Origin of the sequence: Neotamlana nanhaiensis (assembly GCF_000943555.1) — a bacterium.
GTDB lineage: Bacteria > Bacteroidota > Bacteroidia > Flavobacteriales > Flavobacteriaceae > Neotamlana > Neotamlana nanhaiensis.
Genome location: NZ_JTDV01000001.1, coordinates 83,184 through 97,054 on the forward strand (window position 1 = coordinate 83,184; position 13,871 = coordinate 97,054).

The window sequence follows — 13,871 nt, forward strand, 5'->3', positions numbered from 1 at the left end:
TGCTAATTGATTATAATTTTTTGAGTACGCAATATTTGTTTTGAACGTGGCTCAATAATCTTTATAATGAAAACACCTTTAGTATTGATTTTTATATTGTTAGCCATATTAACCTTAACTAACCCTTCAGACACTTCTTTGCCTAAAATATCGTACACTTTATAAGCCGCATCATCAAAATTACCTTTCATTTGTATTGAAAAGGAGCCATTGTTTGGTACTGGCCAAATCTTGAAATCTTCAACTATTTTTTCATCAACTGATAATGATAAATCATAACCATTTAAAATATTTACTGTGCGTGTCATACTATCACCTTCGGAATCAGTAACTGTAAAATCGAAAGAACCGAAACCTTCAGTAGTTGGTGTAAACTCTAAAATATCACCTACCAAATTAGTTGAACCATTCACAATATTTGATACTTGGTAAGCAGGACTACTTGTGAATCCTCTTGATAATTCTTGTAAATTGACACTAACCATTTCTCCAGATTCTGTGCTATAATGTGGCAAACTCATCCATTGTAAGTAATAATCCATATTGGTATAACCATCCATATTGCTATCCTCATTTGCGTCAGAATAATCTCCAGCTCCTGAGTTTATGTTTGTACCAATAATTTCTTCCCACCAATTTGGCAATCCATCATTATCAGAATCCCAATCTGCAGCCCTTGTTATAAAAGGATAATCTTCATATCCACCTGAATCGGCTTCATCATCCGGAAAACCTTTTTTACCAGTGTAGCTTCCTGTTACCGAGTATGTTCCGTTTAGGGTTTCTGAAATCATTCTTAAATCATGATCATCTAAAACAGGAACCGTATTACCAACATCTGAAAGTACTATTTTGTATGCATGGTCTGCGGTTTGCGTTGTTACGTGAGACTCAAAAAAAGGTACATCAACAAAGGTGTCGTAAGTTGTATTGGCACCATTTCTATCTCTTGATCGTCTGCCATAATCTTGATTAGACTCATCGAAATATCCAGGCATTTTGTTTCCTGCAAAATAAGCACGTTGCATGCCCATACCCACATTTTCATGATCGACTGTTAACGCGTAACGCGACAATTGCATACCTGGTCCTGGTTTATAGTAATTACCAACAAAGTTTAACTCTTTTGTACCACCATCTGTCGTTCTTGAGCCCCAATTGTAAACCACGTTATTCGTGATATCCAGAAGGCCTGCATAGTAACCACTACCATCTAACCCACCTGCCAGACTCCAGTTACGCCCGTAATTATGAGCTAAAAGGTTATGATGAAAACTCCCCACATCGCCACCAATTGAAGCCGCATAACCATGCTCGGTACCTGCTGGATAATTTTGATGACCTGCTGCATTTAAAGCTTCAGAAATTAAAGTACGTTGCAGTGTTAAATTTTGTCCGCCACGAGAGCTAAAGGCTTCATCTATCGTCCAACTGATAGAACAATGGTCCACAATACTATGGTCTGCACCCGTAAGCCCCATACCATCGTAGGTTTGTCCGCCACCAAGGCGCACTCTAATATTTTGTACAATGCAATCATCTCCAGTAACACCAAAAGGTGCTCTAGCAATAGTAATTCCTTTACTTGGAGCCGTTTGTCCTGCAATGGTTACGTAAGGATCGCTTAAGACTAAACGCGAGTTTAAATTTATAATTCCTGAAACTGCAAAAACAATTGTACGCGGACCAACATCATTAGTAACAGCTTCTCTAAAACTACCTGGACCACTATCGTTTAAGTTAGTCACCATAACAACTTGACCACCACGTCCACCACGTGCAAATCGTCCGTAACCTTCGGCTCCTGGAAAAGCTAATTGCGCAGGACGAAAACGCCAAGTATTTCCTTTAGTAACTTCTCCACCAGAGGTAATTTGATCAACACGCCAAAAGTATGTTTCACCAGTGTATAGACCATTTAATTGATAAGAATCGGTACCAACTGTTTGATTGCCCAGGTATTCTGACGATGAAGTATTTGCCACTTCAACAGCAGTCTCGTCTGTTCCAAAATAAATATTTTGGTTAGCTGCACTATCTGCAGGAGTCCATTCTAATAAAACACCTCCCGAAGCTAATTCAACATGCTCATTATTATTCGATGGTACTGGGTTTGTTGCTTGATAAAAAATGTTAGGTGTGTTTAATTCAAAACCATTTAAAATAACATTTTTTATGTTTTCGGAACCTGAAGTTTCAGATGCAAATAAAATTACAACATCATTTCCTGTTGTTGCTTCAAAATTTAAATATACTGATTTTGCCTCAGGAGTTGATAAAGCTCTAACCGTAGGAACTACATCATTTTCCACCAAAATATTATCTATTGAAATATCAATAGGACTAAAAGTATTTGTATCAGGGCTGTCAACAGCATTTAAAAAGGCCAATAATGTATGGCTTCCTGTTTCCAGCCCACTAATTCGCAATTCTATTTGTCCGCCTTGGTTGGCTGTTCCATTTTTTACGGTTACACCATCACAAACAAGTCTAGCATAATTAGGTGCTTGAATTCCTGTTTTATACCAGTTGGTTCCTAATTCTGTACCAGAAGCACCTGCTTTAGAAACTGTAAAAGTTACTCCATTTTCGGTCATGGAAGTTGTAGGTACCGAACCAACAACCCAAGGTGTATAATCAGGCTCACCAACCTCGCTTGTACTTCTTCCTGATTGGTCAAAGTCGATTTTTACCACGGGGTTTTGCGAAAATGCACTGGTAACCATAATTGAAAACATTAAAAACAAATAACTTGTTACGTTTTTAAAAGTTTGTGGAAACAATTTCATTGTAATTTTTTTCTTAATTTTTATTTTGATTTAATTGATTTAATAATATTCGCATATTTCGAAGATATACTCTTGTAGATATATATTCTTGATTGGTTTCATTGGGATATGGTGAGGTATCTGTCTCATCTCCAACACTAGTTGTTGCGTATAGGGTTGTTGGTTCATTTTTTACCCCGTCTCCAATGTAAGGATTGCTTACATATGCTTGCGTTGTAAGCCACCTACCGTTTTTGTCAAGTTCGTTAATTACTTCAATAACTGAAGCTGTATCTATAGGAAAATAAGATCTAGATTTACTCAAAATGTAATATTCTTGAGGTGTTTGGTACTGTAAAAAACGCTTTGGTGCTAATGGTGAATCTTTCAATATTTCTTCTTTTGTTAGCGTCAATGCTTTAGCATATTCTTTCTTTAAATCTTCCAAACGCACAAAGGCTTTTCCGTAATAATGAGAGAGTAAATTTTTATCATTATCATCAATATAATATCTTCCAAATTTTACATTCGAGCCCTTCCTATGGACATAAATAGGTTTGTGGGTTTTTGCATCAACAAAAGTAGGATGAGTTCTTCTTCCCTCTTGTTTCTCTTTAGGCAAGGCATTTTTTTCTAGCCATTTTATGGCTGCGGGAATACCTTCGAGATATTTTTCATCACCTGTAATTTTATAAAATTTTATTAGTAGTAAGGCATTGTCGCAAGTGGCACTTGGTAAATATGCAGCAGGTTCATAAGTCCTTGCACTAGCTGCTTTCATTTCCATATTAACTTGTTGACCCCAAGCACCACATGGATCTTGTGAAATTTTGTAAAAATTCATACCTCGATAAATAGGTTCTAAAAAGCGTTCTTGACCCAACACCAAATAACATTGCATTAAAAAATTAATGTTTTCCCAAATTACATCATCATTAAACGTATAAAAAGAAGTATAATCAGGAAATCCTTGCTTTTCAAATTCATTTTTTAACGGGTAGCGTTGTGGCCATCCTCCTTTTGGATATTGACTTTTTAACACAAAATTTATAGCCTTGTCTAACGCTGGTTTATAAGTCGGATCCATTTTCTCAAGATACATTCTCATGAGGAATCGTGCCGCATCAGAGGTAACATCATCATCAAATGTTGAATTTCCATAATAATGCTGAAACTCTTCCAATCTCCAACCATTCTTTCCAATAGTGGCATACCATTTTTTAAGCGATTTATCTCCTGCAAAATCAATCATATAATTCCATCCACCCTCTTCACTTTGTCCCCAAATAATTGCTCTTGCAGCTTTTTCGGCTGCTTTATAATAGTATTCATTTTTTGTTGCGTTGTAAGCATCCAAAAAAATATGTCCCATACTAATCGTTCCTGGATTTTGCAACCAAATCATGGTTTTATATGCTTCCATTTCACCCCATTGCCTAGAAAAATCTGGCATGTAATACCATAGATAGCCACCGTTATAACTAACCTCTTCCACCATAAATCCCGTAGCCTTTTGCATTGTTTGCAAGATTTGATTTTTACTTATTTCAGATTGTGCTTTCGACAGAAATGTAAAAAGCATTAAGACTATTATTAATAATTTGTGGTGGTGTCTCATTGGTTTATTTTAGTTTTCTGTTGGTTTTTCTTTTAAAATTCCATAAATGATTTAGGGTTAAGTTTTTTAGGGGATATTTTAATTTTGTAAATACTTCCTTTAAAGTATGATCGTTTATTTAAACGAACGCCAACAGAACCTTTTCCTTGGTTTATGGAAGAAAAGACATAAGGCTCACTTAACTGCAATTTGCCGTTTACAAAAGTTGATAGCATTGTTTTAGAAACCACAAAAGCAACATGGTGCCATTGCCCTAAAGGATGAAGAAGTTCTTCGTGAATTAATGCCAACTTGTTTCCCTTTGATGCCACAAAGCCATCAAAATACCAATTTTCATCAGTTGTTCTTATTTCAAGTAACATTCTATCACCTGAAACTTCACCTATATGAACAATACGTTGCTCAAAAGGACCATCAATAGCTGGGTTAAAAATCATTTCAATAGTGAATTCGTCAAAAGATTCCAAGGCATTAAAATCTAAAAAAATTGCATCATCAATTCCATCAAAAAATACGGCATCACCGTAAGGAGAATCTACTGTTTTTGGAGAACCATTTATTTGAACATCTGAAAATTTCGCACTCAAAAAATCAGAAACCAGCCATTCTAGATTTCGTTTACTACCAAAATCCTCTTCAGGTTCCTGAGCATAAACCATTAATGAAATCATCATTAAAAAAATGGTTAATGTAGTCTTATGGTTTATAGTTGGTTTCATAAAAGCAAATTTATGCAATCGATTACTTAAATGTACTCAAAATTTGTTCCTATTCCTATTTAATCATATTAAATGTATTGATTTTTAAGAGTTTTGTTCAAATGAAGCGTTAAAGTGTTCAATAGCTTCCATAACTTGTAACGCAAAAAGATAGTACCAAAACCAGCAAACCCAATACTAATAAAATATAAGTTTTCTTTGTTACGTTTTTCCACTCTTTCATAATCAATCCTACTATGTAACTAAAGAAAATTAACATAGACATGTGCAGAACCCAACTTGCGAATTGGTATTCTCCCATTTTTACATGACCTAAACCGTAAAAGAAAAATTGCAAACACCACATGGCACCTGTTAAAAGCGATAAAAACCAGTTTTTTACCAATACGCTATTGCTTCGGTTTTGAGTATCATCAATTAAAAACTCCGAGATTGTTTTTTGTTTTACACCAGCTACAACGTACCAAATGACGTTAGTTACGAAACATCCAAAAGTTGATACGACCAATTTTGCGTTACCTTCAAATTGTCCTGCGCCGTTTTCTGCAGCCAAATCTGCTATTGGTTGTCCGTATTCAAGTGATAAATTAAAAACACCCGATAATACACCAGCAACTATGGTAAGTACCAAACCAAGCATCATGTTAAAGCCTGCTTTGTTGGCGGTTTTGCTTTGTAAATCTTTTTCTTTTTTAAAACCTGCCCATCCGCAAATACTCACGCCTACTATAGATAAAACCATACCTAACAGAACGATATTACCTCCTGGTTTAGCAAAAAAATCGTTTAATCCGCCAAAAACAAATAGAGGCATTATAGTACCTACAACTGCCGAAATACCAATAGCCAAGGTGTAAGTTAAAGAATAACCAATATGATTGATTGCTTTACCAAACGACATGCCTCCAAACCCATAAACCGCGCCTAAAAAGAAAGCCATCCAAAATGGTTTTGACGGTGCTTGTACAATGATTTCGAAAAAATTAGGAACCGTTAATAAGGCAATTATTAATGGTACTACTAACCACGCAAATAGCGATTGTGCTAACCAAAACGTATTCCATGACCAACCTTTAGTTTTGGTGCTTGGTAAATAGCAGGTAGATGCCGATATACCGCCAACCGCATGAAGCAAAATACCTAATAGTGAGTTTGATGAATTCATTGATTTTAGTTGTTAGTTGTTAGTTTTTGGTTGATAGTTGATGATTTACGACTTTCGTTTTACTAGTAAAATATGATCGCATACTAGAACAACTTCCCCGCGTTGGTTAATAATTTCTACATGCTCGGTTACGGTGCCCATTTCTAGTCGTTTGGCATCTGTTTTTTCGGAAATGGTGATTTCTGAATGTATGGTATCACCAATGTGTACTGGTTTTACAAATCGTAAACGGTCGTAACCTTTTGAGAATGCTTCTGGGTTTATTTCGGATGCTGTTAAACCAATACCGATGCTAAAAATCATGGTGCCGTGTGCGATTCGTTGTCCGAAAGGTTGTGTTTTACACCATTCTTCATCCATGTGATGCGGAAAGAAATCGCCTGTGTGTCCTGCATGCACCACAAAATCGGTTTCGGTGATGGTTCTTCCTAAGGTTGCCCGTTTTTCGTTTAGGTTATAGTCTTCAAAAAATATGGATTTAAAATACATGGTTACTTATTTATTTGTTGATAGATTTATTGTTTAGAGTTCTGATTTGCGTTAGGGATTGAAGCGGCATCCTTTTAAAAACATATCGATACAGCTCATCATGATTACCATGATTAGAATGGTTGCAAAAAACTCTGTTCTCGCACTGACGGTTTTTAAAAGATATAGCGGAAAGCCCGACCCTTGTGGTAACGCCCATATTGATTTTCTAATTTAATTTGGTTAATTGTACGCCGCCATTTTTGTTACTTTCGTAACAGGCCTCGACTACCTTCATGGTATCTAAAACATCTTGAACACTGACGTGCAAGACTTGGTCTGTGCCTTCCTTAAAACGCATGAGGTTAGACATGGTACCGATAAACGCCTCTGGAAACCACGAACCTTCGAGTTCGAGAGTTTTCCATTCGGGTTGTTTACCTTCTTCTAGAATTACATACTCGAAAGCGTCGGGTAAACCATCTGGATAATTCATGAGCAAGCCCATTTTTGCTTTTATAGCGCCTTTGGTGCCTTCCCATTTTATATAACTTTCCTGGTTTTGTGTTCCGAAATCGTGATCGTGATTGGTATTGATTTTTACGCTGATAGTGTCGCCATAATCAAGTATTATTGTTGAACGACACGACGACAAATCTTTTAAAGGATGCTTGGTTGTACGTGCCATAACACGTTCGGGATTGCCTAAAAAAGAACGAATACAATCGATGTAATGAACACTGTGAAACAAGATTTCTAACCTTGGATGTTGTTTGATTACTGGAAACAGTTCCCACGGTGTTTTTACGGTAACTTTAAACTCTAAATCGTACAAATCGCCTATTAAACCTTGATTAATCATGTTTCTCGCAGCGCTTACAAAGGATGCAAAACGCAACTGAAAATTAATACCTGCTACCAAATTTTTACGTTCGCAAACTTCAACAATGGCTTGGGCTTGTTTATAATCGTTACCCATTGGTTTTTGAATAAGCACTGTGGCTCCGTTGGGTAATTGTTCTAAAATTTCGATGTACTGATCGGGTAATACGGTGATGTCGTAAACGGCATTTTCTGGCGCATTTTTAACGGCATCGGCAACCGTAGTAAAAATATGAGGAATACCATGTGCTTCTGCCATGGCATATGCTTTGGAAATGGTTCTGTTTGTGATTCCAAAAACTTCAAATCCTGCCATTTTATATGCAGGCAAATGGGCGTCTTTTACAATACCGCTGGCGCCAATAATAATTATTGGCTGTTTTGTTTTTGGTAATTCTGGTTTGTAAGTAATCGTCATTTTTTATTGAATATTTTGAATGTTCTTTTGGGTGTTCTCTAACAAGATTTCTGATGAAATAGTGGTAGTTATGGCTTCTAAAACCATATGATCTATTAATTCTGCTACTTTTGGCCAAATAGGTGTTTGTGGTAGCGTTAAAGCGTTTTCGTGTAGCTTGCTTAATTTGTGATAATAGGGAATGGTTTTATTGATTTCGGTATCGTTCCAAGTGGATTTTCGGCACCCAATTCCGCCTTCGTTGGTTAATAATTTATCGCTTTGCGCTGTGGTGGCAAATTTTAAAAATTGATAGGCTAAATCCTTATGTTTACTTCCCGAGCCAATCGTATATAACCAATACACGTTTAATGAGGCTGATGCATGATTAGCGTCGCTTGGTAGTTCGGTGATATCTACTTTTCCTTTTACGTTTGAAGCTTCGATAACCTCGCACATGGATGCAAAACCAAACCAATTAATAGCCATAGCGGCTTCGCCTTTTGCAAATGCCATGCCTGCTTCAACCGAGCCAAAACCTATTGATTCTGGATGGGTTGTATTTTCATTATTTACGAGCGCTCTGTAAAAATTTAAAGCCTTAACCGCTTCTGGTGTGTTGATTTGTATTTGATTTTCTTGATTTAATAATGATCCGCCTCGTGTCCATAATTGTAAGCAAAAATCGAAAACCATGTTATGACCATCTGGATAATTTGCAAATACACAGCCATATAAATTTTGCTCTGGTTTGTTGAAAAACGCCGCTATTTCTGTAAATTCTTGCCACGTTTTTGGTGGTTGTAGCGGGTAACCAAACTTGTTTTTGAAGGCTTGTTGTTCTTCTGGATTCTCGAATAAATCTTTTCGGTAAATTAAACATTCTGGTCCGTCATGAAATGGTAAACCATACACATTGCCATTTATTTCTTGAAGATGTAATAACGATTTATGCCATCCTTCAGGAAAATCTTGTGGTGGGTTTTCTTTGATATATGGTGATAAATTTTGGACTGCACTAGCATTTACGGCATCAAAAATCCAGTCGGTATTGATGTGCGCGATGTCCCAATCGCCGTTGATTAAGCCTTTTTTTGTTAAGGTGGCTTCGTATAAATCGTGAAGCTCTAACGGAATCATTTCTGCTTCTATAGTCAAACTATTTTCAGCACAAAAGGCATCCCACAGCTTCTGTAAAGCGGTTTCAAAAGGTTCAAATTTTCTAACGGCAATTTTTATCTTATCCATGTATTAATTCTTCTAAAATTTTCTCGTTATGCTCACCTAGTTTTGGTGAGCCTTGGTCTGCAAAAAATAATTCGCCATCAATTTTTATTGGGCAACGTGTGGTTTCGTATGTGTAACCGTCTCCCATAGTTACTTTTTGTACAAAGTCTAACACCTTAAAACCTTCTTCTTGAAACAGTTCTTGGTAATTCAACACTTTAGCACACCAAATGTCTGCAGGTTCTAAAATATCTAACCAATGTTGGGTGCTTTGTGTTTTTAAGTGTTTTGCTAAAACTGCTTTAATTTTATCGCGTAACTCAAACTTGTTTTCTGGGAACTTTAGCAATGCATCACACTGTAACAAATTGGCTAAAACTGGTATTGAACCCATAGCAAGCGCCAAATACCCATCGTTCGTTTTATAAATTCCGTAAGGCGCACCTAAATAGGCGTGCGCATTATTGCTTTTTGTACGCACAGGTAATTCGCCACCATCGTTAAAAAACGTTGTTATGGTTTCGAATTGAAAATCGAGTGCCGACTCCAACATACTTACTTGTACAAGTGCACCTGTGTTAGTTACTGTTTTCTTGTATAGCGCAGCTAAAATACCTTGTGCTAAATGCGCGCCTGCCAACATATCGACGATGGATAATCCCATAGCTACAGGACCATCATTTTGATTTCCTGTTAACCATGTTAATGCGGTAAGCGATTGTAATAATAAATCTTGACCAGGTTTATCAACCAATTCTGGATGATTGCCATAACCCGAAATTTCGGCATAAACCACATTTGGGCTAATGCTTTTTACATCATCATAACTCAAGCCAATACGACTCATAACTTCGGGTCTGAAATTATGCATAACCACATCGGCTTTTTCTAATAGCCGCTTGATTATTTTTAAATCTTCAGGATTTTTAAAATCAACTGCGAAGGATTCTTTATTTCTGTTAATTGTATGAAAAATGGACGATTCGCCATTCATTATTAAATCTGAAGTGTATAAGGTTCGGCAAATATCGCCTGTGGTTGGTTTTTCAATTTTTATAACGCGTGCACCCAAATCGGCTAATCGTAAACTAGCAGAAGGTCCAGATAAAAACTGGCTAAAATCGATAACTAAGTAATCTTCTAATGGTTTCATCGTTTAGCTTAGAAATTGTTTATAAATCTTTTCATTGTCCTCTCCTACTTTTGGTGCTGCTTTCGTGCTGCTTAAAATATCTCCATTAAATCGAATAGGATGTCTCGTGGTTGTCATTTTTTTACCCTCCGTATTTGTTACAGATTGCTTCAATTGAAAATCTTCCATGAATGCTTGCTGATTCAAATCGTTGTAATTCGACACTTTTTCGCACCAAAGACCTTTTCCGCGTAAAGCCTTAATCCAATAATCGGATGGCTTCTCGATAATTTTTTTAGCTAAAATTTTTCTGATAGCAGCACGCGAACGGAACCACGTTTTTTTGTCAGCGTATTTACCTAAATCGGCTTCAAGGACGCTTGCAAGTAGCACCAAATCGCCCATAGCCAAAGCCAAATAACCATCGCTTGTTTCGTAAATGCCATAAGGTGCGCTCAAAAAGGCATGTGCACTACCACGCACATTACCGCGATCTGCCAACTTACCGCCATTGTTTAAAAATATGGTTAGTGCTTCGAATTGTACATCTAAAATAGATTCTAACAAACTTACTTCTACCAAAACGCCTTGTCCTGTTTTGGCGCGCTTTAACAATGCCGCTAAAATGCCTTGAACAAAATGATTGCCACACATTAAATCGGCTACAGCCAAACCAAAAGGCACTGGCCCTTGAATACTTTTACCGCTCAGCCATGTGAGTCCTGATAACGATTGCACTAACAAATCTTGACCAGGTTTGTTTGCCCAAGGCCCTTTATCGCCGTAACCAGTTATACTTGCGTAAACTAATTTTGGGTTTATGGCTTTTACTTCTTTAAATGATAAGCCAATTTTTTCCATAACTCCTGGTCGGAAATTATGCGTGAGTACATCGGCTTTTTCAATGAGTTTTTTAACCAATTGCAAGTCGTTTTCATCTTTTAAATTAGCTTCAAACGATTCTTTATTTCTGTTGATGGTGTGAAATAGCATGCTGCTTTCATCAACAAACAAATCTTTTATACTTAACTGGCGACAAGCCTCACCTTTTATTGGGCGTTCAATTTTTATAACACGTGCGCCCATATCGGCCAATTTTAAACCCGCCGATGGTCCCGCTAAAAACTGGGAAAACTCTAATACCAATAAACCTTCAAGTGGTTTCAAACTGTCTTAATTAATGTGTTAATGATTCTCTGTATATCGCATTCATTTTATCGACTGCGGCTTCTATGGATGCCTTTCCTGAAACAGCTTCGTGAATAACGGGGCTTGCTTCGTCTTGAAAATGCATGTAACCGTAATATTGTGGTCTCATAGTGGCTTCATCTAAAGTTTGCAAAGTATCTTTGAAAAAGTTTTTACTTTGGCTGTTTACGTCTTCGTTTAACCATGATTTTCGGTGTCCTGGTTGTCCCCCAAACTCAAAATACAAACCTGATTGGGTTTTCTCAAGCGCTGTGAATTCGGCATATTTCATAGCAATTTCTGCGTGTTTTGTTTTTGATGACACTGCGATTCCCGCGCCGCCTAAAGTAGAACGTAAACGTTTTCCGTTAAACGTTACTAAACCGCCTGCTTTTAAAGTATGGTCGGCATAATTTTTCTTGGAATAGTTGGAATAACCATAGTTAAACGGACTGTAAGCAATCTCATTTGTTTGTGTCATGTGTTCGTAAATCTTTATCGGATTCATTTCTAAACAGAATAATGGCGCGATATCAATAAGTTGTTTATACGTTTTAATCGCATCAATCATTATTTGTCTTGGTGCAACTTCGATTTCACTTTCAAAAACATTAGCTCCTAAAGCAATACACATCATGTAGTGATGCATTAAGGTATCGATAGGAATAGATGCAAAGGCAACTTTACCTGTTTTAGTGAGTTCTAGCAATTCTTCCCAGGTTTTTGGAATGTCGATATGATGTTTTGCTATTAAATCTTCACGCCATGTGGCCACTGGTGTTGCGGCGTCGGTTGCTAACGTCCATAACTTACCATTTACATGGTAGCTGTTATAGGATTTTCCGACGCTATTTTCGGCTAATTCTTTTATGAAATCGGGTTTTAAATAATCATCAAAAGGCAATAACACACCATCTCTAGCGGCTATTGACACATGCGGATTATCCATGATTAACAAATCGTATTCATTGGTTAATTCATCTAAAGGTGCATCGGCAAAAGCTTGTAACGAACGTTTTTCCCAAGTAATTCTAACGTCGGGATTTAATTCTTCAAAACGCTGTGCTGTGGCGACTACCGAAGTAAATCCGCGGGTGTGATTCCAAGCGATTCCTTTTAAATTTATCATCGTGTTATTTACTAATTAAATAAACCGTATGGCCATTTATAACTACCTGGTTTAATTGTAATATATTTTTCTGGATGCAAATCGTTTCGCATACGCACCACACCAAGAGCTAATTCGGCAATTGGTGTAAACGAATTCCAGTTTAGTTTTTTTAAAACATCATATGCCGTGGCGCCGCCTTCAATAAAAATATCATTGATTTTTTGATCGCTTAAAAATTGCTTTACGATGAGACATAATCTGTCTTTTAAAATTTTAGAGCTATTTTTAAAATGAATCAATTCAACTGAAACACGGAGCGTTACTTTTTGGTGTTTTGCAAATTGATTGGTTATTTCTGTTTTGAATAAAGCTAAATCAGCGTTTGAAACTTCAGGTTTTAGCAGCTCTTTTGGAAACACCACAAGCGGACAATTTTTTAAGCGTAAAGCCTTAGCGAATTTTATACTTTCGTTATGGGAACTGCCCGATAACAACAAATACTGACTTGAAAATTGATATCTAGAAGTTACCTTCATTCTTGAAAATACGGGCTGTTTCAATAAAAATGCCTCAAAAAAGGGTGCAGAACCACCTATTAAATTTGAACCGTTATACAGCTCTAAAGTTGATGAAAAATCGTCTACCGAATGGCAATCTGGTATATACAAACCCTGTTTGTTAATGCGCGTAATTTCACCTGTAAAAACATGATCGAGCTTTTTTAATTCTTGATGATTCCTGCTGTTTAAAATATCTTTTACCGTTGAATATTTAGCAGGAAAATCAGGGTCGGTTGCAAAACCAGAAAGTTCAATTTTATTGCCATTAACGTAGTAAATTCCGTTTCTAACATACCTGTTGTTTTCTGGATTAGCTGGCTGTAACACTGCAATGTTTTTGTTTAAAACTTCTAACATAGCAGATACTTCGGCTAAAATATGACCACGTAAAACCGAATCACATTTTTTAAAAATAATTTGAGACGACTCGCTTTTTAAAAGTTGCTTTGCTATGTTTTTATGTATTTCATAGGCTTCAGATTCGGAGCATGAACGCGAATCGGTTGCTATAACATTAACTTGCCCTTGATTTTCTGGAATTGTATCAATACCAAATCCCACATCAATGCCATGTCTAAGACATATTCCGGCTATTTCCGCGGCTCCCGTTAAATCATCAGCAATTACTGTTATCAT

11 protein-coding genes are annotated in these 13,871 nt (G+C 36.7%); all 11 read right to left on the reverse strand.

The features are described from left to right. Window positions 1-2: 2 nt before the first annotated feature. Window positions 3-2,789: a T9SS type A sorting domain-containing protein gene (locus tag PK35_RS00375; RefSeq protein WP_052825710.1), complete on the reverse strand. Its 2,787-nt coding sequence runs from the start codon at window positions 2,787-2,789 to the stop codon at window positions 3-5. A 13-nt stretch (window positions 2,790-2,802) separates the two neighbouring features. Continuing rightward, window positions 2,803-4,287, reverse strand: coding sequence for a pectate lyase (locus PK35_RS00380; RefSeq protein WP_238320843.1), 1,485 nt, complete (start codon window positions 4,285-4,287; stop codon window positions 2,803-2,805). A gap of 131 nt (window positions 4,288-4,418) precedes the next feature. Beyond that, entirely contained in the window at window positions 4,419-5,105 is a 687-nt protein-coding gene (locus tag PK35_RS00385) for a LamG-like jellyroll fold domain-containing protein (RefSeq protein ID WP_052825716.1), read from the reverse strand. Between the two features lie 118 nt (window positions 5,106-5,223). Then, window positions 5,224-6,270 (reverse strand): L-rhamnose/proton symporter RhaT, encoded by a 1,047-nt coding sequence (locus PK35_RS00390; RefSeq protein WP_044624698.1) that lies wholly within the window; start codon window positions 6,268-6,270, stop codon window positions 5,224-5,226. A gap of 45 nt (window positions 6,271-6,315) precedes the next feature. After that, a complete protein-coding gene (locus PK35_RS00395; RefSeq protein ID WP_044624699.1) occupies window positions 6,316-6,759 on the reverse strand; it encodes a MaoC/PaaZ C-terminal domain-containing protein in 444 nt (147 codons plus the stop codon). A gap of 208 nt (window positions 6,760-6,967) precedes the next feature. Next, a complete protein-coding gene (locus tag PK35_RS00400; RefSeq protein ID WP_044624700.1) occupies window positions 6,968-8,038 on the reverse strand; it encodes a Gfo/Idh/MocA family protein in 1,071 nt (356 codons plus the stop codon). Between the two features lie 3 nt (window positions 8,039-8,041). After that, on the reverse strand, window positions 8,042-9,265 hold the full coding sequence (locus PK35_RS00405) for an ABC transporter substrate-binding protein (protein ID WP_044624701.1): 1,224 nt from the start codon (window positions 9,263-9,265) through the stop codon (window positions 8,042-8,044). Next, window positions 9,258-10,397 carry a CaiB/BaiF CoA transferase family protein gene (locus PK35_RS00410; RefSeq protein WP_044624702.1) on the reverse strand — a complete coding sequence of 380 codons (1,140 nt, stop codon included), beginning with the start codon at window positions 10,395-10,397 and terminating at the stop codon, window positions 9,258-9,260. The genes PK35_RS00405 and PK35_RS00410 overlap by 8 nt, the downstream gene beginning before the upstream one ends. Window positions 10,398-10,400: 3 nt before the next feature. Beyond that, a complete protein-coding gene (locus PK35_RS00415) occupies window positions 10,401-11,543 on the reverse strand; it encodes a CaiB/BaiF CoA transferase family protein (RefSeq protein WP_044624703.1) in 1,143 nt (380 codons plus the stop codon). A gap of 10 nt (window positions 11,544-11,553) precedes the next feature. Then, window positions 11,554-12,693 carry an extracellular solute-binding protein gene (locus PK35_RS00420; protein WP_044624704.1) on the reverse strand — a complete coding sequence of 380 codons (1,140 nt, stop codon included), beginning with the start codon at window positions 12,691-12,693 and terminating at the stop codon, window positions 11,554-11,556. An 11-nt stretch (window positions 12,694-12,704) separates the two neighbouring features. Continuing rightward, a complete protein-coding gene (locus tag PK35_RS00425) occupies window positions 12,705-13,871 on the reverse strand; it encodes a four-carbon acid sugar kinase family protein (protein WP_044624705.1) in 1,167 nt (388 codons plus the stop codon).